The organism is Spirulina subsalsa CS-330 (genome assembly GCF_028330765.1).
Classification (GTDB): domain Bacteria; phylum Cyanobacteriota; class Cyanobacteriia; order Cyanobacteriales; family Spirulinaceae; genus Spirulina; species Spirulina subsalsa_A.
In genome coordinates this window covers 1-18,865 of record NZ_JAQMTY010000208.1, presented here as the reverse complement: position 1 = coordinate 18,865, position 18,865 = coordinate 1, and the positions used below count along the sequence as shown (strand labels likewise).

The following is an 18,865-nucleotide window of genomic DNA, read 5'->3' as shown; positions in this document are numbered from 1 at the left end:
TCTAGAAGCCTAGAGCCGACGCTCTGGGCTTTTTCCCGTTGGGCGGGGGGCAATCATGCCTGATCTTGGAGGGTGGTGAGCATGGTTTCAGGATCGAGGTTGAGTTGGACGAGGAATTGAGAGGCGATGGAGAGGGGATGACTGCGGGTTTGGGATTCTTGGAGGGCGCGAATCAGGCCGACCAAAATATGTTCGGTGTTGATCAAGATATCGCCGCTTTCGTTGGCTTCGACTAGGGCAAGGGTGAGGACGTGGGAGGCTTCGGGGCTGAAGGGGATATGTTGGGGGGGTTCGGTTACGTCTGGGTGGGGGGTGATGACTTGGCGCATGGCAGATGCGGTGAGGCCCCACTGTTGCAAGACGGTGGTGGCGAGGCCGCTGCCTTCTAAGATCAGCCCCAGGAGGAGGTGTTCTGCGCCAATTTGTTGATGGCCGGAGCGGATCGCTTCGGTGCGGGCGAGGAGGAGGGCTTGGAGGACTTTGCCACCGAGGCGATCGTAGATGGCGGTGTCAATCACGTTTTCGAGGCTTTCTTGATCGACGGTGGCGACTTCGGCTTCGGTTAAGAGCCGCTCTTTTTTGTCGTTGACTCGTCCCCAGTCAATCACACGCTGCCGCACACAACATTCGGCATAAAAGAAGGCGAGGAGGTCTTCTAGGACATTGACATCAACGGTGTAGTGGGTGGCTGCGTTGGGGTCGGGGATGATTAAGATGCCCTGTTGGCGGAGTTTGTTGAGGTGCTGGTTGAGGATGGAGGCTGGAATTTTGAGGCGTTCTTGGAGTTGTTCGATGCTGAGGGGGTGGGGCGATTTTTTTACTAAGAGACGCACGATGGTTAACCGGGCGGGTGTGCCGAGGGCTGCGAGAAGATCTGCGTAGTGGGTGACGTTATCGTGTTGCATTGAATTGAAGAGACCAAGAATCGGGTGGGAAAACTAGCATGGGGTCAATGGATAATGCTGATGCGATCGCCAAACAAACGATGAAGCCCTGATGGATAATCCACGCCGTAGCCTAGCATAGGGAGGGCTTGATCCTGGCGAGGTAGTCGGTTTCGGTGTGGCGATCGCCCGCTGCGAGATGCTCGGTAAAGAGAATGCCCTGGAGGTGGTCGAGTTCATGTTGAATGATGCGGGCGACGAAGCCGTCGTAGGTGTCACAGTGGGGCTGACCGTGGCGATCGCTATAGGCCACCTGCACCCACTGCCAGCGGGGCACGATCCCCCGCACATCGGGCACACTTAAGCATCCTTCCCAGTCTTCCACCACGTCTTCGCTATGGGCGAGGATCTGCGGGTTAATCAGGGCAAAGGGGGCTAAGTCTGGCGCGTTGGGATAGCGATGGTTAGGATGGGAGGCGACAATCACCAGTTGCAGTGAATGCCCCACTTGGGGGGCGGCCAAGCCGACTCCATTCGAGGCGTGAACTGTGGCGAGCATGGCTGTAATTAAGGCCTGGATCGGCGGGATGGTGGGGTCAGCGATCGCGATCGCCCGTTGATGTAAAATTGCCTGCTCATAGGACAAAATTGATAAATGCTCGTCGCTCACAGTCCCGTTCTCTCCAACACATCCAGTTAGCCCCATTGTATCGATTCCCCCCCACCCCGCCGCCGTTCATCCCAGAATGCTAGCCATCCCTAATTAAACGGGCTAAGATACAAAACTCATCGCTCTCCTTTGTCCTTTTCTCCTCTTCATCCCCTATGTCTCCTGAGCAACTGTGGCAAGAGGTCTTGGCTCGCCTAGAACATCGTTTAACCCAACCCACCTTTGAAACGTGGGTCAAGCCAACTCAGGTGAAGCACCTCACGGAACAGAGCTTAGTGATCGAAGCACCGAACCTGTTTGCCTGTAACTGGCTCCAAAAACACTATCTCCATCCCATCGGTGAGGTGGTGACGGAAATTCTCGGCCATTCCCTCGAACTGCAAATCACCACGGCTCAGGTAGACCATGATCAAAGCTGGCGGATTGAACCGACGGCGGGGAGCGATCGCGACCTCGACACCAGCCGCCCCAGTGAAACCCCCTTTAACCAAAAATACGTCTTCTCGCGGTTTGTGGTGGGAGCCAATAACCGCATGGCCCATGCCGCGTCCCTGGCGGTGGCGGAAGCGCCGGGCCGAGAATTTAACCCCCTCTTTCTCTGTGGCGGGGTGGGATTGGGAAAAACCCATTTAATGCAAGCGATCGGTAACTATCGCCTCGAAATCAACCCCCACACCCAAGTGTTCTACGTCTCTACCGAAAAATTCACCAATGATCTGATCACCGCCATCCGCCAAGACAATATGGAAGGGTTTCGGGAGCATTACCGCGCTGCGGATGTGTTGATGGTGGATGACATTCAATTCATCGAAGGCAAAGAATACACCCAAGAAGAGTTTTTCTACACCTTCAACACCCTGCACGAAGCCGGAAAACAGGTCGTCCTCGCCGCCGATCGCCCCCCTAGTCAGATCCCCCGCCTCCAAGAACGCCTCTGTTCACGCTTTTCCATGGGACTGATCGCCGACATCCAATCCCCCGACTTTGAAACCCGGATGGCGATCCTTGAAAAGAAAGCCGACGACGAAAATGTGCGCTTACCCCGCACGGTGATTGAATATCTCGCCACTCATTACACCTCTAATATTCGGGAACTCGAAGGGGCTTTGATTCGGACGATCGCCTACACCTCCATTTCCGGGCTACCGATGATGGTGGAAAACATTGCCCCCGTCCTCAATCCCCCCGTGGAAACGGTGGACGCGACCCCCGACGCGATTTTAAATGCGATTACCGCCGTGTTTGAGGTGTCAGCAGATCTTCTAAAAAGTAATTCTCGCCGCCGGGAAATCAGCCTCGCCCGCCAAGTGGGGATGTATTTGATGCGCCAACATACCAATTTAAGTCTGCCCCGCATTGGCGAAGAGTTTGGCGGTAAAGACCACACCACAGTTTTGTACAGTTGTGACAAGATTGCGCAATTACGGAAAAAAGATACTAAACTCAATCAAACGTTAATGCAATTGAGCGATCGCATCACCCGTTCTCAGCCGTTTCCCCCACTGTTTTAACGAAACTGCGTCACTTCAGCCATATCTGGCTCTCTTTACGAACTAATTTAATAAATTCTTAAGATTTGCGACATAATGCCATTCCCCTCACAGATTGCCCTTATCGTGAGAGGCAAGTTCACCAAAGTCTGTCATCAGGTCTTGCGTTTCGCGCCTCCGTCTTGAACGAAGCTAACGGTGAATAACTTCCGCACTAAGGAGTCTCCTCGGATATGCGTTTATCCAACCATCACATCCAATCCTGTTTTCTCACAGCCCTGTTGAGCTTTGTGATGCCCTTGATGTTGATTGGCATTGTGTTGGCCAGTTCCTTCATGGTGCCCTGTCTCTTGGGCCTGGTTCAGATGGGTCACCAAGCCTTTGATTTTGTCATTACCATTCTCTCCACCTTTGGGGATGGCCATCCCCTCAATGGCAGTTTAGTGATTGCCACCGCTTTTAGCTTTGTCGGGACACTCTTCTACATCTGCACCCCGTACCATCAGCACTATTCACCTTCGACGTAACTTTGAATCGATCCCACAAATCAACGCTGTAACCTCCACGGAAAAACCGGATTATGGACTGGACTAACCCCATCGGGTCACCTGCTCCATAGTCCGGTTTTCATCACGGCATTGCATCGCGGCGGATCAGCTTGAATAGGATCAACCGGGCGATCGCACCCTGAATCCTAAGCCGGAAAAACCCGCTCATACTCTTCTAAGAGTTCGTCTAATTCTTCGAGGGCTTGGTTGACATCCAGGCGTAATGTCCCTAGATCCGGCTGTTCGAGGAGATCCAGTAAAAAGCCGCGCCGCTGACGCACGGTTTCAATGCGATCGCGCAACGTCTGTTCATCCATCAGTTCAGTCATAACAATAAAGAGTAGGCGTGGGCAGAAAAGCAATCCAACGTATCTTAACAAGCCCCATTGGCGAATAGGCCAGCGAGGCGGGGAGTTGCGATCGCCCCCAAGCTTAAAACTCACCCCCCGAACCATAATCGGTATAGCCTGCCGCCCCCGCCGCATCATCCCGCTTCGACCCCAGCAGATCCATGCGAATCACCCGGATCACCGGCTTTGAGCGTTCCGTCCCCGTGCGGCTATCCTGCCACGTCTCAATCACCAACTCGCCCTGAATCCCCAACAACTTCCCCTTGCGCACATAATTCGCCGCAACTTCCGCCGTCTTCCCCCAAATCTTGAGATTAAACCAATCCGGCTTATCATCCCGACTCGTGCGCCGATCCACCGCCAACGGCAACTCACACAACACCGACCCCGACTCAAAATAGCGCACATCCGGATCAGCCCCCGCACGCCCCACCAAATTCACAATATTCAAACTCATCGCCCCAACAACTCCTAAAAATTACGTAATGATTACCGTTCAACTGATGGTTTCAGCTTAATTCAGCCGATCTCATTATCTTAGATTTTTTGTACTGTTTTAGCGAGTCCCCCGCCCGCCCCCAAGGGATTTTGCCCTCAACCCCTGACTCATCCGTTCTTTTGCCGCCCCATCACCTCACTCCCCAGGCCCCCGGCTAGGAAAATACCCGATTTGACTAGACGGGGGACGGAAAACATAATAGAATCCACATCGGTTACATTGTGACCATCATGTCAGTTCTAAACTAGCCAGTAGAGTATCGCACTTGGGGGCGTAAAAAAGCGTGGGAATATTTAGTCGCTTTACATTATCCAGAGATATGGGAATCGACCTAGGGACAGCAAACACCCTGGTCTATGTCTCTGGAAAAGGGATTGTCTTGCAAGAGCCTTCCGTTGTTGCCATTGACCAAGACCTAAAATTACCCCTAGCCGTTGGTGAAGATGCCAAAAAAATGCTAGGTCGTACCCCCGGTAATGTGGTAGCCCTGCGTCCCCTCCGGGATGGGGTTATTGCAGACTTTGATACGGCTGAACTGATGCTGAAACACTTTATTCGGCAAGTCCATGAAGGCCGCACCCTCGTATCCCCCCGAATCGTGATTGGGATTCCTAGCGGTGTCACCGGTGTTGAACGGCGTGCCGTCATGGAAGCCGCGTCCCAAGCTGGGGCACGGGATGTGTACCTGATTGATGAACCCGTTGCCGCTGCCATTGGTGCGGGTCTACCCGTCGCGGAACCCACCGGCAACATGATTATTGACATTGGTGGGGGAACCACAGAAGTAGCGGTCTTGAGCTTGCAGGGTACTGTCCTCAGTGAATCTGTGCGGGTTGCCGGGGATGAACTCAGCGAGTCGATTACCCAATACATGAAAAAGGTGCATAACCTGGTGGTTGGAGAACGCACCGCCGAAGAAATCAAAATCCAAATTGGTTCGGCCTATCCCTTACAAGGGGATGAGGACTTGACGATGGAAGTCCGGGGCTTGCATTTGCTGTCTGGGTTGCCCCGCACTGTGACGATTAAGTCCACAGAAGTGCGTGATAGTATGTCGGAACCCTTGGCGGTTATCGTTGATGCGGTGAAGCGCACCTTAGAACGGACTCCGCCTGAGTTGGCGGCGGATATTATCGATCGCGGCATTATGCTCGCGGGCGGTGGGGCACTGCTCAACGGCATTGATACCTTGATTAGCCATGAAACCGGCATTGTCACCCATATCGCGGCTGACCCCTTGAGTTGTGTGGTGCTCGGAACGGGCCGAGTGCTGGAGAACTTTAAGCAGTTAGAACGAGTCTTTAGCAGTCGCTCTCGCGTGATGTAGACATTTTGCACTGATGGCAGGAAAACCTGCCTGTATCGCTAAAATGACATCAAGACTGTTGAGGCAGAGTTAATGTTTACAGTGCGCCGCTGGTGGGATCGCTACGGACCCAAGTTCTTTGTAACGGGTTTGGTGCTAGCGATCGCCCTATTCCTTCGTCAGACCCAAGGGGCGTTTATCTCCGAGTTATATTACCAAGCTGTTCAATCCTTTCAGCCCGGCCCGATTCCCCAAGAACGCTGGGCTGATGCGCGAGTCTCTGAGTTAGAAACAAAGCTCGTGGAGCTTGAACAGCAAAACCAAAAACTCAAGGAACTCCTCGACTACAGTGAATCCTTCCAGGGAGAACTGATCACCGCTCCGGTCATTGGCCGCAGCGTCGATCATTGGTGGAAACAGGTTACCCTCGGTCGAGGCTCTGAGAGTGGGATTCAGACGGGATATGTGGTTAGCAGTCCGGGGGGCTTGGTGGGTCGGGTGATTAAAGTCACCCCCAATACGAGCCGTGTCCTGTTGGCGAGTGACCCGACGAGCAAAGTGGGGGCGAAGATTGCCCGCACGAGCTATATGGGCTATATCCGGGGCCGAGGCTCAGAAACAGCGGTGATGGAATTTTTTGACAAGGTTCCGGATGTGAAGCCCGGCGATAAGATTGTCACATCACCAGCGAGTTATCTGTTTCCGCCGGGTATTCCCCTGGGTTCGGTGGAAACGGTGGATCTGGAAAAAAGCCCGGCCCCGGAGGTCATCGTCAAGCTAACCGCACCCTTTGATTATCTGGAGTGGGTGGTGATTCATCCCTTTCAAAGTCGTCTCTAGATCCTGAGGATTGCCAACAAACTGTGCTGAGATTTATTGAATTTTCTCCGTGGTTCCGGAACCTGTGTAATTGGTTAATTGTGGCGGGTTCGGTGTTGATCTGCTTGATGATTTTGCCGACCCGCTTACCGGGGACTGAGTTGCTGGGGATTCGGCCGAATTGGCTGCTGATTTGGGTGGTGGTGTGGAGTGTGAAGCGCAATGCTTTTCAAGGTGCGATCGCTGGCATTGCCCTCGGTTTGATTCAAGATGGACTGACGGCCTTTGATGGTGTTCCCATCATGGATGGCGTTATGCCGGTTGATCCCTCCATGCCTGGCGTTGAAAGCGATATTCTCCTATCTTACCCCTCCCATATCATTAGCCTCATGCTCGTGGGCATTCTCACCGCTAAGATTCAAAAGCAACGCTACATCCAAGAAGACTTCATTTCCATTGCGCTGATTGTCTTTGGGATGGCGGTGGTGGCCGAAACGATTACCGCAATGCAGTACAGTATCCAAGGGCTGCGGAATGTGGCCCTCGTTTGGACGGAGCATCAGCGCATTGCCCTATCTTCGGCGATTCTGAGTAGTCTTTGGGCCCCGGTGCTCTATTATCCCCTCAATCGTTGGTGGGAATATTTGAACGATTGCAATCAATCGACCTAAGTTAACGTCATCTCACTTTCAATTAGCTCATGAATCCGATCAAAATTGGCATCATTGGCGGCAGTGGTCTCTACAAGATGGATGCCCTGAGCGCGATCGCAGAAGTCAGCCTCGACACCCCCTACGGCCCCCCCTCCGATGCCTTGATCACCGGCGAACTCAACGGCACGCCCGTCGCCTTCCTCGCCCGCCATGGCCGCAACCACCACCTTACCCCCTCAGAACTCCCTTTCCGCGCCAACATCCACGCCATGAAGCAATTGGGTGTGGAATACCTGATCTCCGCCTCGGCCGTTGGATCGCTCAAAGCCGAGATTAAACCCCTCGACATGGTCGTGCCGGATCAATTCATCGATCGCACCCAACACCGCCAAGCCACTTTTTTTGAAGCGGGCATCGTCGCCCATATCGCCTTTGGTGATCCGGTTTGTCCCCAGTTGGCAAAAATTGTAGGCGATGCCGTCGAAGCCGCGAATTTCACGGATGTAGATCTCCATCGCGGCGGCACTTACGTCTGCATGGAAGGCCCCGCCTTTTCCACCAAGGCCGAATCGAACCTCTACCGTAGTTGGGGCGCAAGTGTGATTGGCATGACCAACCTCACCGAGGCCAAACTCGCACGCGAGGCGGAAATCGCCTACGCCACCCTTGCCCTCGTCACCGATTACGACTGTTGGCATCCCGATCACGACAGCGTCACCGTTGAAATGATCCTCGATCACCTCCACCGCAACGCCAGCCACGCCCAACAGGTGATTCAAGCCACCGTGGCCCAATTGGCAGCGAATCCCCCTCAATCCGATGCCCACAGCGCCCTCAAATACGCGATTCTCACGCCACTCAATACCGCGCCCCCAGCCACCAAAGAAAAATTAGCAGTGATTTTGCAGAAGTATTTATAAAGACACCAAGAACAGGCAAGGGCCTTCAGCCCCTTGTTCTGCCACTGGGCGATCGCCCCCCATTAGCGTCATTTGCCAGAATAGAGACGGTCTATGCGCTGAATTTGCTATGAAGTTTACTTTCACTCTGCTCCACCCCGCTCTAACACTGTTGGCGATTTTGGTGACCTTTGCGGTCAATGCTTGGTCGAATATTGACCCGATTGGCGGTGAATCCATTGGGGCAATTTCTAACAATACCTTTGGAGAAGTGGTGATCACCCCTGCCAATTACGCCTTCATTATTTGGGGGGTGATTTATCTGGGACTGATTACCTTTGGGGTCTATCAACTCCTGCCGAGACAGCGCGATCGCGCCGACCTCAACCCGGTACGCCATGCCCTCATTCTCAGTTCCGTGGCGCAGATTGTCTGGGTCTTTCTCTTTCTCTCCCGTCTCTTTTGGGGATCGATGGTGGCGATGGGGGTAATTTTGGCGGCGTTGATCTGGGGCTATGGTCAATGGCGTGACGGGGGGCAGAGCAAGGGACGCGAGCGCTGGTTTGTGGATTACCCGTTGAGTTTGTATTTTGGCTGGATCAGCGTGGCGACGGTGGTGAATGGGGCGACGGCGCTCTATAGTTCCGGTTGGACGGAGTTGGGGTTTGGGGCGGCGGTGTGGGCTTGTGTGATGGTGGGGGTGGCGACCCTGTTGGGGATTGCGATCGCTCTCTATTACCGCGATGGTGTTTATCCGGGGGTGTTGATTTGGGCGTTTGTGGCGATCGCCCAGCGTCAGGCGGAACTGATGCCCGTGGGTGCGAGTGCGATCGCGGGGGCAGTGCTGCTGGTGGGTGCGATCGCTCATTTAGTTTTCCGATAAGATCAACAGTATCTTGTTAGGCTATGGCTGATGGTACAAGCGTTCACAACAGCTCGATCCTTTGACGACTTCATTGCCACCTATCCGGAGCGGGGCGATCGCTACGAACTCATTGAAGGGGAGGTGATTCCAGTGCGTCCACGGGGTCAACATAAATTAATCGCTGGCTTTCTCTCGTTGCAATTCGGCGTACAGATTCAGCAGCGGCAGTTGGATTGGGTGATCCCGACAACCTGTGTGGTAAAGCCAGATCGGCCAGCGGCGGGCTATGTGCCAGACATCACAATCTTGGATTGGGCAGCCTTGGAAACGGAGCCTTTATGGGAACGGGCTTCGACGGTGATGGCGGGGCCAAGTATTCAGCTAGTGGTTGAGGTGGTCAGCACGAATTGGCGGGATGATTACACGCTAAAGTTGGGTGATTATGAGGCGATGGGCATTCCGGAATATTGGCTGGTGGATTACAAGGCGTTGGGGGCGCAGCGATACATTGGCTCACCCAAAGTGCCGACGTTAACGGTGTGTTCGTTAGTGCAGGGAGAATATCAGGTGGCGTTGTTTCAGGGTGAGGATCGGGTTAAGTCGGCGTTGTTTCCGGCGTTAGATCTCACAGCGGAGCAGGTTTTTCGGGCGGGGCGATCGGGGCTGTAACAGTGGGTAAACATTAACGAATTTATGTTTCGACTCTGACCATGTTGATTACGCCAATATTACTATTTTTACTTAAAGGTGTACGGAGAAATATCCGCCCTGAAACTGTCTGTTCTTTCTAAAAATGTTCTCACAGAAAATAAATATTTTCCAAGTTGTATCTTGGCTAATGTTTTCGATATTCACATTAGTCTTGATCTTTTCAACCTGGCTCATTCAGCATTCTGAAGTTCCATTTGTAGAGCATCAGCAATCTTCAAAGAAGCATGGTAAGTGGTGGCATCTCACCCATCCAAATTCATGGTTCAGCCAAATTGATTGGAAAAAAGCACCAAGGATATGACTTTCTGTCTGTCTAGAAAATGTAAAAAATGTACTGTTTCAAGCATAACTAATGTCACAAGCTGAAGAATCTGAACTGCCTAATATAGAAGCGAACCAACCTGAGAATTCCGAGGATCATCGTTCTGAAGATGTCAAGATCGGTGTCAATTTTGATTTTAGTGTTCCTCCTGGAATTGCAAAACCAATCATGTTTTCGGTTGTCATTCCTATCAGCCTAGTTATCATTAGCATCTTTCTTCCGTTCGGTGGAGACAATCCAAATTGTCTAGTCGGTGGAAGTGTTATATGCTTGAAGCTATCTGCTCTGGTTTCAGCAGGTCTAAGCTCTGTCTTAGCGGTGACCTTGGGAAGCTTAGCTTTTACTCCAGCCGCCTTGATAGGTTTATTTGTTTGGTTAATCTTGCAGGTTTGGGGATAGTTATGAATACAATGATTGATGTATGCAATCTACATAAAACTTATCGGCAGAATGGGAAGCAAATAAAAATATTAGATGGAATAAATTTCTCTGTCGAATCAGGTGAATTCGTAGTATTAAAGGGTGAAAATGGGTCAGGGAAAAGTACACTGATTAACATTTTACTGGGTTTAAAGAAACCTAGCAAAGGGAATGTAGTCATGATGGGACACTCACCTAAGCAAGCAGTTTCTCGATCCAAAGTGGGTGTGATGTTACAGAAAACGACAGCGCCTAATCACATTACAGTAGATGAGTTAATTGATCTCATTCGTGCCTACTATTCTGATCCGCTAGATAAACAGACTTTATTGGATTTTTGTGGCTTAGGTGAAAATCGTAACGCTTGGGCTTCTGAATTATCGGGTGGACAGGAGCGATTACTATATTTTTCTTTAGCGATCACAGGTAATCCCGACTTACTGATTCTTGATGAACCAACTGTTTTTTTAAGTGAAAAGTCAAAACTCAAGTTATTACACAAAATCCACGATTTTTGTAAAGATGGTAAATCGGTACTTTTAGTGACTCATGAACAGGAACAGAGCTTAGACCCGATTTTAAATTTAGTGACAAAGCGTTTATTACTGAAGGAAGGGAAGCTAACTATATCATGAGTGAACTTTTACGAATGCTAATAGCACAACTTCGCATTGAATTTCTCTCACTCATCCGAAACTGGGTTTTCATAATATCTATTATAACGATTTCTACAGCACCTATATTAGTAAACAGTTTGTCTCCTAGTGAAAATGAATCTGTTTTTTTGTTTTTTGGTTTATTGATTTCAATTCTAATTTTTATTGACAAGTTAGGACTAGAAATTGCTAATGAGCGTTTACAAGGATGGACTAAATTACTTAGAGTTACACCTCTACCACCAGGCATATATATTATCGCTAAGGTTCTGACAACAAATGCATTATCAATAGTTCTTTTCTATACATTGTTAGGGTTAGAGTGGTTCAAACACGGTGAAATTGGTTATCCTCTATCTTGGTGGATATTAAAATTTACTCTGATCTTGTTGGGGCTGATTCCCTTTGAGATTCTATTTTTTGCTGTGGGATACACGCTGAATCCAAAAAGCAGCGGAGCGACTATTTCTATCTTTCTTCTCGTGAGTTTTTTGGGTGTAGTTCCTCTACCAAATTTACCGAATATAATACGAGATTTTCTGCCACTTTCACCATTCTTTCATTATTCAGACTTATTATTTAATAACCAAGCTCAGCCAGTTTTACATAAGCTCGTTGATATTGGCTGGTTACTTTGGACCGCAATTGTAGGATTTGCATGGGCAATTTGGGCTTATAGGCGAGAGAAAGCTTTGGACTAAATGAAAGTTTCAAGTTTTAGGGTGAGCAATAATGGATACCTTGATTTTTGTCGATCAACATCGTAGAGTATTGCTCACTATTCTTCAGGAATATTGCAACATTTTGAATCGAAATAGTGAAACCTCCATCCAACTGATTATCAGCCAAGACCAAACACGCTATTTGATCATTGATGAAGGTTGGCAGGGCATTCAACGCATTCATAATCTCATTTTTGATGCTGAAATTCGCGACCAAAAAATCTGGCTCCATCACGACGGACTAGACCACGGCATCACAGATGAACTTGTCGCCGAGGGAGTTCCGAAAGATTGCATTGTGCTTGCCTTTCACCCGCCGCATATTCGCAAGCATACAGGGTATGGAACAGGTGTAAATTCATGATGCCCACCTCTGAGCAAACGATCGCACTCGCTGAATTTTTGCAGCGACCCGCAACCCAGCCCGCCCAAGAATATATCAGAAGTGTGGGTGTTCACGCCGGATCAAATGCCCCGCGTTTGTGATTGTGATGATGATCGGTTGCCCGTTCCTGAGTTTGCCCAGGCATTGTGGTTAACGGTGGGTGAGTTGTTGAGGTGGCTGGAAGCTTAGGAAGCACGATCGCGCCCCTTCCGACCCTGACACCGAGCACACTGATACAATAGGGTGCTAAATTGCCCACGAAGAGGAGTATGCAGCCAACGGACGCAAGTAAATTTACAGAACAGGCTTGGGATGCGATTGTGCGATCGCAGGAAGTGGCCCGCCGCTGTGGGAATCAGCAGCTTGAAGTAGAACACGTCATTTTGGCTCTTCTAGAGGAAGATGGGTTAACCAAACGGATTCTAGACAAGGCCGCCATTGAAATCGGGGCGTTTAAACAACAGGTTGAAACCTTCGTGAACGGTCAACAACGGTTTCCCTATGTGGATCAACTGTATTTAGGGCGAGCCTTGGATGTGATGCTCGATCGCGCCGAAGCCTCTCGCAGCAGTTGGGAGGATAGCTACATTGCGGTGGAGCATCTTTTGGTGGGATTCGCTGAAGATGCCCGCTTGGGGCGGCGACTGTTCCGTAAATTTAATCTTGACCCCCAGGATATCGAAGCCACGATTAAAGCCGTCCGGGGTAGCCAAAAAGTGACCGAACAAAACCCCGAAGAACAGTACGAAGCCCTGGCAAAATATGGGATTGATCTCACCGAGCGGGCGCGGGCGGGGAAACTTGACCCGGTGATTGGACGGGATGAGGAGATTCGCAGTGTGATTCAAGTCCTTTCGCGGCGGACGAAGAATAACCCGGTGTTGATTGGGGAGCCGGGGGTGGGGAAAACGGCGATCGCTGAAGGTCTCGCCCAGCGGATGGTGAATGGCGATGTGCCGGAATCTTTGAAAAATCGTCAACTGGTTTCCTTGGATATGGGCAGCTTGATCGCGGGGGCAAAATATCGCGGTGAGTTTGAAAATCGCCTCCGGTCGGTGTTGCATGAAGTGACCCATTCCGATGGCGGCGCGATTCTGTTTATTGATGAACTGCATACGGTGGTGGGGGCGGGCGATCGCGCCGGGGCCATGGATGCGGGGAATCTGCTCAAACCGATGTTGGCACGGGGAGAACTGCGCTGTATTGGGGCGACAACCCTCGATGAATATCGCAACCATATCGAAAAAGATCCCGCCCTAGAGCGTCGGTTTCAACAGGTCTATGTGCGCCAACCCAGCGTTGAGGATACGATCTCGATCCTGCGGGGGTTAAAGGAACGCTACGAAGTGCATCATGGCGTGAAGATTACCGATTCGTCCCTGGTGGCCGCCGCAACCCTGTCCCATCGGTATATTAGCGATCGCTTCCTCCCCGACAAGGCGATCGATCTTGTCGATGAAGCCGCCGCCCGGTTAAAAATGGAGATCACCTCCAAACCGATGGAACTCGAAAGCCTCGATCGGCGGATCATGCAATTGCAGATGGAAAAACTCTCCCTAGAGGGTGACCCCACCTCCAAAGACCGCCAAAGCCGCATCAACCAAGAAATTACCGAACTCGAAGCCAAGCAAACCGGCCTCGCTGCCCAGTGGGAAGCCGAAAAGCAGATGCTCGACGAGATCAACAGTCTCAAAGAAAAAGAGGATAAACTGCGCCTCCAAGTGGAACGCGCCCTGCGGGACTACGACCAAAACCGCGCCTATCAACTCAAATTTGAACGGGAGCAACTCCAGCAGGAGCGGGAAGCCAAAGAGGCCGAATTCCTCGATCGCCAAAACCAAGGCAGCGCCCTTCTCCGCGAACAAGTGACCGAAGGCGATATTGCCGATGTGGTAGCTCGCTGGACGGGGATTCCGGTGACGCGCTTGATGGAGTCGGAAAAGCAAAAGTTACTGCAACTTGAAGGCCAATTACACGAGCGGGTGATCGGTCAGGATGAGGCGGTGTCTGCTGTTTCGGCGGCGATCCGACGCGCAAGGGCGGGGATGAAGGATCTCAACCGTCCCATTGGTTCCTTCCTGTTCATGGGGCCGACTGGGGTGGGAAAAACGGAATTGGCACGAGCGATCGCCGCCCTCCTCTTCGACAGCGATGATGCAATGGTGCGCCTCGATATGTCGGAATACATGGAAAAACACACCGTCTCGCGCCTCGTGGGTGCGCCCCCCGGCTACATCGGCTACGAAGAAGGCGGCCAACTTACCGAAGCAGTGCGCCGTCGTCCCTATTCCGTCGTCCTCCTCGATGAAGTGGAAAAAGCCCATCGCGATGTGTTTAATATCCTGCTGCAAATCCTCGATGATGGGCGCGTGACGGACTCTCAGGGGCGCGTAGTGGATTTCCGCAATACGATTATTGTGATGACGAGTAATATCGGCAGCGATGTGATCTTGGGAAATGCGATCGCACCCCCCCGCCCCGTTAAACAAGAACTCGATCGCAAACTGCGCCAACGGATCGGCCAACTCCTCCAAGCCCAACACCAAAGCCTGCTCCAAGTCGGAACGCAATTGGATGAACCCGTTACCCCCCAAGAAGTGGAAGCCCTGCTCCATGACATCCTTGCTGAAATGGTTCCGGAGAGCGATCGCACCCCCCAAGCCGCGAAAAGCATCGTCGGCGGCGGCAAAGACATGGACGCAATCCTCCGGGGCTATTTCCGCCCGGAATTCCTCAACCGCATCGATGAGCGCATCGTCTTTAAACCCCTGCTGCGCGAAGAGTTGCGGCAAATTGTCTCGATTCAACTCCAGCGCATCCGCAAACTCCTCGACGAACAACAGATCACCCTCGAACTCACCGAAGCCGCTAAAGATCATCTGGTTGAGGCAGGCTATGATCCGGTCTATGGGGCACGTCCCCTGAAGCGGGCGATTCAGCGTGAACTGGAAAACCCCATGGCCACGAAAATCCTTGAAAATACCTTTGGGGAAGGGGATACGGTGCGCGTTGATTGTGTCGATCAGGAATTGGTGCTGACGAAATCCACCCCAGCCCCACCGCCGCCCACCGAGGCCGAACCTGATCCCGTCCCGGAGGTCAGGGCTGATCCGGTGATCACTCAGGCTGAAGTGGTCTCGTCCCCCGACGAAGCGGCCGACCTTGAGCCAGAGGAGGACGCGACCCCGGTGCAAGCGGAAATTGTCAGCGATGATGAGGGGATTTTGTTTTAACGGAGTGTAACCCGATGTACTTCTTCACCGAAAAATATATTAACCCCTTCACCGATTATGGTTTTAAAAAAATCTTCGGTGAAGAACCCAACAAAGATCTACTCCTCGACTTCCTGAATGAACTACTTCGGGAAGAACAGGGCGAGATCATCAGTTTGAGCTACATCAAAAATGAGCAATTAGGGGATACAAGTCTCGATCGCAAGGCTATTTTTGACCTCTATTGTGAAAATGAACGGGGCGAAAAGTTCATCGTTGAACTGCAAAAAACGAAGCAAAACTTTTTCAAAGATCGCACGGTTTACTATTCGACATTCCCGATTCGAGAGCAAGCCCAGCAAGGAAAGTGGGACTATCAACTCAACGCAGTTTATACGGTGGCGATTTTGGATTTTGTCTTTGATGAGGATAAACATGAACCCCACAAATATCGCTATGATGTGAAGCTCACCGATATCGACACTTGCAAGGTATTTTATGACAAGCTCACGTTTATCTACTTGGAAATGCCCAAGTTCACCAAAACAATTGAAGAGCTAGAAACCCGCTTTGAAAAATGGCTGTATATCCTACGCAATCTCACTCAAATTGACGAAATCCCTGAAATACTCCAAGAATCAGTGTTTCAAAAACTCTTTGCGGTGGCAGAAATTGCCCAGTTCAATTCTGAGCAGGTTCGATCCTATGAAAACAGTCTCAAATATTACCGAGATTTGAAGAATTCCATTGATACGGCTCGTGAGGAGGGGCGAGAAGAAGGGCGAGAAGAAGGGCGAGAAGAAGGAATTGCCCTGGCCAAAGAACAGGTGGCGATCGCAGGCATTCAAAACGGCCTATCCAACGAAATCTTGAGCGACCTCACCGGCCTCACCCCTGCCCAAGTGGAGCAACTCAGGGTCAAGCTCAAGCCCCAATAAACTGGATGCAGCGGATTTTCGGGACAGACTCGGTGCGATCGCTCTTCCCCACCAACTTGCAAACTGTAGCGTTTCTTAAAAAAGACTAAGAAATTCCCCACTCTGCTGTACAACAGGGAAAGACCAACGCAATCACACGATCAGGAGTAACACAGCGGTGAAATACGAGATCCGCTATAAACCCGCCTTTGCCGCCATCTTCATCACCCTTGATCCGGGCGAGCGGATCATTGCCGAAGCCGGAGCCATGGCCAGCATGGATGCGGGTCTAACCATGACCACCCAGTTTAGTGGCGGTCTGATTCCCGCCCTGCTCCGCGCCGGATTTGGCGGTGAAACCCTCTTTACCAATACCTTTATCAATCGCACCGATGGCCCGCTGAGTCTTGTCCTCACCCAATCGATCATTGGTGACATGGAAGTGATTCAACTCGACGGCCAACAACAGGCGGCCCTCTGTCTGCAACCGGGGGCCTATATCGCCAGCACCGCCCGGATTAAGCTGGGGGTGAAGTGGGCCGGGTTTAACAGTTGGTTGGCCGGGGAAGGGTTGTTTAAGCTGCAAGTGGAAAGCAACGGCAAAGGCTTAGTCTTTTTCGGAGCTTACGGCGGCCTGACGAAACGCCAAATCACGCAGGATTTTATTGTCGATTCCGGGCATCTCGTCGCCTACGAGCCGCAAATTAAGCTCAATGTCCGGTTTGCCAAGGGCATTATTGGCTCGTTGACCTCTGGGGAAGGGTTGGTGAATCACCTCAAAGGGACGGGGGTCATTTATATGCAGTCCCGCAGTGTGGATGGGTTGGTGCGCTTCCTCCGTCCGAAGTTGAGATAAATGTCAGGAGTTAAACAGGATGGAGATTGAATTACTACATCAGCCCGATAGTGCGATCGCAAAAATAACCCTGATCGGCGGTGAAGAACTCGTCGCCCAAGCCGGAGCCATGATCGCCATGAGCGGCCACATCAACGCCAGCACCACCCTCCGACGTGGCAAAGGCGGCGGCGTTTTCGGCGGTCTCAAGCGTGTCCTCGCAGGAGAATCCCTCTTCCTCAGCGTCTTTCGTACCCCCATTACCGGCGAAATCTTCCTCTCCCCCAAACTGATGGGGGATTTATTGATCTACGACCTGAGCCAAAGTGAACTCGTGGTTCAATCCGGTTCCTATCTCGCCAGTGAAAGTGGGGTAGACATTGACCTCGGCTTCCAGGGTTTTAAATCCATCTTTTCCGGGGAAAGTCTCTTTTGGCTCGATATCAGCGGTCGCGGTCAAGTTCTGCTCACCTCCTTCGGCGGCATTTACGAAATTGATGTTGATGGTGAATACATCGTCGATACCGGCCATATTGTCGCCTTTGAGAAAAGCCTCACCTTTTCAATTAGCAAGCCGGGGAGTAGCTGGCTGGGGGCCTTTCTCGGCGGTGAAGGCTTTGTCTGTCGATTTAAAGGCAACGGCAAAGTGTACTGCCAAACCCACAACAACTACAATTTTGGCCGCGCTGTCGGTAGTAAGCTGCCCCCTCGTTAACCCCCAATCGTTCACCGCCTAGAATTATGGAACTCAACTTATGGAACTCAACAAATCCGAATTTGTCTACGACATCGAACATTCCCCCGCCTACGCTGCCCTCGTCCTCACCCTCCAAGCGAATCAAAGCATTGTTGTGGAAGCCTCAGCCATGGCAGCGATGGATAGTTGCATCACCATGGCGACCAAAGTGCGCGGTGGCATGATGCAGGGGATCAAGCGCATGGTGGGGGGTGAGTCAATTTTTATGAACGAGTTCACTGCCCAGGGCAAGGCGGGACAACTCTATGTGTCGCCGGGCGTGCCGGGGGATGTGCAACATTACGCTTTAACCGATAATCAAGCTCTGATGGTGCAGTCGTCGGGATTTGTCGCCTGTAGCCCCACGGTGGATGTGGATAGCCAATTCCAAGGGTTTAAGGGCTTTTTTAGTGGCGAATCGCTGTTTTTACTGCGTCTCACGGGGCAGGGTTCCGTGTGGTTTAGCTCCTATGGCGGCATTGTGGAAGTGCCGGTGGCGGGGGATTATGTGGTGGATACGGGCTATGTGGTGGCGTTTGAGTCGTCTCTAAAGTACGAGGTGGAAATGTTGGGGGGGTTGTCGTTTAAAGGGCTACGCACGGGAATTTTAGGGGGTGAGGGTTTGGTCTGTCGCTTCCGGGGTGAGGGGCGGCTTTGGATTCAGTCGCGCAATATTTACCCGTTGGTGAATTTTTTAAGTCCCTTCCGGCCGGTGCGGAGTTAGCCGACTCTGGTTGACTGACTTGATAGCCCTCACCCCCAACCCCTCTCCCAGAGGGCGAGGGGAGCCGATCCATTGTTCCAGTTCCCTCTCCCCTAGGGAGAGTAGGGCTGATTCCTTGTGATGAGAGAAAAATGATAATGAGGATATCTCTAGTATTTTCTTGGGATATCCTCATGGAACTACCCTTACTCTCCTGCCTCGAATCTGTCCCTGACTTTCGTCACCTACGAGGCTTACGTCAC

General features: G+C 51.6%; 21 protein-coding genes and 1 pseudogene. 18 read left to right on the top strand and 4 right to left on the bottom strand.

The genetic code is table 11. The features are described 5' to 3' along the window. Nucleotides 1-53: 53 nt before the first annotated feature. Entirely contained in the window at nt 54-905 is an 852-nt protein-coding gene (locus PN477_RS14495) for a Clp protease N-terminal domain-containing protein (RefSeq protein ID WP_272122429.1), read from the bottom strand. Between the two features lie 112 nt (nt 906-1,017). After that, nucleotides 1,018-1,554: a peptide deformylase gene (def, locus tag PN477_RS14490; RefSeq protein ID WP_272122427.1), complete on the bottom strand. Its 537-nt coding sequence runs from the start codon at nt 1,552-1,554 to the stop codon at nt 1,018-1,020. Between the two features lie 155 nt (nt 1,555-1,709). Between def and dnaA the strand changes: the two genes are divergently transcribed. Together dnaA and PN477_RS14480 are read left to right on the top strand one after the other, a co-directional pair. Then, on the top strand, nt 1,710-3,065 hold the full coding sequence (gene dnaA, locus PN477_RS14485; protein ID WP_272122424.1) for a chromosomal replication initiator protein DnaA: 1,356 nt from the start codon (nt 1,710-1,712) through the stop codon (nt 3,063-3,065). Between the two features lie 212 nt (nt 3,066-3,277). Continuing rightward, complete coding sequence (locus PN477_RS14480) at nt 3,278-3,571, top strand: hypothetical protein (protein ID WP_272122421.1); 294 nt, start codon at nt 3,278-3,280, stop codon at nt 3,569-3,571. 167 nt (nt 3,572-3,738) lie between these two features. Here the strand turns inward: PN477_RS14480 and PN477_RS14475 are convergent, their stop codons facing one another. Both PN477_RS14475 and PN477_RS14470 read right to left on the bottom strand, forming a co-directional pair. Continuing rightward, complete coding sequence (locus tag PN477_RS14475) at nt 3,739-3,921, bottom strand: hypothetical protein (RefSeq protein ID WP_139276608.1); 183 nt, start codon at nt 3,919-3,921, stop codon at nt 3,739-3,741. A 103-nt stretch (nt 3,922-4,024) separates the two neighbouring features. After that, a complete protein-coding gene (locus PN477_RS14470) occupies nt 4,025-4,399 on the bottom strand; it encodes a single-stranded DNA-binding protein (RefSeq protein ID WP_272122417.1) in 375 nt (124 codons plus the stop codon). Between the two features lie 361 nt (nt 4,400-4,760). Here PN477_RS14470 and PN477_RS14465 point away from each other — a divergent pair, with 361 nt between their 5' ends. The 16 genes and pseudogenes from PN477_RS14465 to PN477_RS14395 all read left to right on the top strand — a co-directional run bounded on the left by PN477_RS14465 (nt 4,761) and on the right by PN477_RS14395 (nt 18,623). Beyond that, nucleotides 4,761-5,768 (top strand): rod shape-determining protein, encoded by a 1,008-nt coding sequence (locus PN477_RS14465; RefSeq protein ID WP_175551115.1) that lies wholly within the window; start codon nt 4,761-4,763, stop codon nt 5,766-5,768. A gap of 72 nt (nt 5,769-5,840) precedes the next feature. Further along, a complete protein-coding gene (gene mreC, locus PN477_RS14460) occupies nt 5,841-6,587 on the top strand; it encodes a rod shape-determining protein MreC (protein ID WP_072620904.1) in 747 nt (248 codons plus the stop codon). 23 nt (nt 6,588-6,610) lie between these two features. Next, nucleotides 6,611-7,237 carry a rod shape-determining protein MreD gene (gene mreD, locus PN477_RS14455; RefSeq protein ID WP_272122413.1) on the top strand — a complete coding sequence of 209 codons (627 nt, stop codon included), beginning with the start codon at nt 6,611-6,613 and terminating at the stop codon, nt 7,235-7,237. 29 nt (nt 7,238-7,266) lie between these two features. Beyond that, nucleotides 7,267-8,139, top strand: coding sequence for an S-methyl-5'-thioadenosine phosphorylase (locus PN477_RS14450; protein ID WP_272122411.1), 873 nt, complete (start codon nt 7,267-7,269; stop codon nt 8,137-8,139). 109 nt (nt 8,140-8,248) lie between these two features. Continuing rightward, nucleotides 8,249-9,001 (top strand): hypothetical protein, encoded by a 753-nt coding sequence (locus PN477_RS14445; RefSeq protein ID WP_272122409.1) that lies wholly within the window; start codon nt 8,249-8,251, stop codon nt 8,999-9,001. Nucleotides 9,002-9,031: 30 nt separating this feature from the next. Next, complete coding sequence (locus PN477_RS14440) at nt 9,032-9,652, top strand: Uma2 family endonuclease (protein WP_272122407.1); 621 nt, start codon at nt 9,032-9,034, stop codon at nt 9,650-9,652. Nucleotides 9,653-10,046: 394 nt separating this feature from the next. Then, a complete protein-coding gene (locus PN477_RS14435; protein ID WP_272122405.1) occupies nt 10,047-10,415 on the top strand; it encodes a hypothetical protein in 369 nt (122 codons plus the stop codon). 2 nt (nt 10,416-10,417) lie between these two features. Continuing rightward, nucleotides 10,418-11,071 (top strand): ATP-binding cassette domain-containing protein, encoded by a 654-nt coding sequence (locus PN477_RS14430; RefSeq protein WP_272122403.1) that lies wholly within the window; start codon nt 10,418-10,420, stop codon nt 11,069-11,071. After that, on the top strand, nt 11,068-11,793 hold the full coding sequence (locus PN477_RS14425) for an ABC transporter permease (RefSeq protein WP_272122401.1): 726 nt from the start codon (nt 11,068-11,070) through the stop codon (nt 11,791-11,793). The genes PN477_RS14430 and PN477_RS14425 overlap by 4 nt, the downstream gene beginning before the upstream one ends. Before the next feature lie 31 nt (nt 11,794-11,824). Beyond that, entirely contained in the window at nt 11,825-12,178 is a 354-nt protein-coding gene (locus PN477_RS14420; protein WP_272122399.1) for a XisI protein, read from the top strand. A gap of 290 nt (nt 12,179-12,468) precedes the next feature. Then, a pseudogene (locus PN477_RS14415) lies at nt 12,469-14,653 on the top strand (ATP-dependent Clp protease ATP-binding subunit); the annotation flags it as partial. A gap of 176 nt (nt 14,654-14,829) precedes the next feature. Then, nucleotides 14,830-15,432 carry a hypothetical protein gene (locus PN477_RS21005; protein WP_465250282.1) on the top strand — a complete coding sequence of 201 codons (603 nt, stop codon included), beginning with the start codon at nt 14,830-14,832 and terminating at the stop codon, nt 15,430-15,432. 14 nt (nt 15,433-15,446) lie between these two features. Continuing rightward, entirely contained in the window at nt 15,447-16,349 is a 903-nt protein-coding gene (locus tag PN477_RS14410; RefSeq protein WP_272122395.1) for an Rpn family recombination-promoting nuclease/putative transposase, read from the top strand. A gap of 157 nt (nt 16,350-16,506) precedes the next feature. Further along, complete coding sequence (locus PN477_RS14405) at nt 16,507-17,184, top strand: TIGR00266 family protein (protein ID WP_272122393.1); 678 nt, start codon at nt 16,507-16,509, stop codon at nt 17,182-17,184. A gap of 19 nt (nt 17,185-17,203) precedes the next feature. Next, complete coding sequence (locus tag PN477_RS14400) at nt 17,204-17,878, top strand: TIGR00266 family protein (RefSeq protein WP_272122391.1); 675 nt, start codon at nt 17,204-17,206, stop codon at nt 17,876-17,878. A 40-nt stretch (nt 17,879-17,918) separates the two neighbouring features. After that, complete coding sequence (locus PN477_RS14395; RefSeq protein ID WP_272122389.1) at nt 17,919-18,623, top strand: TIGR00266 family protein; 705 nt, start codon at nt 17,919-17,921, stop codon at nt 18,621-18,623. Nucleotides 18,624-18,865 lie beyond the last annotated feature (242 nt).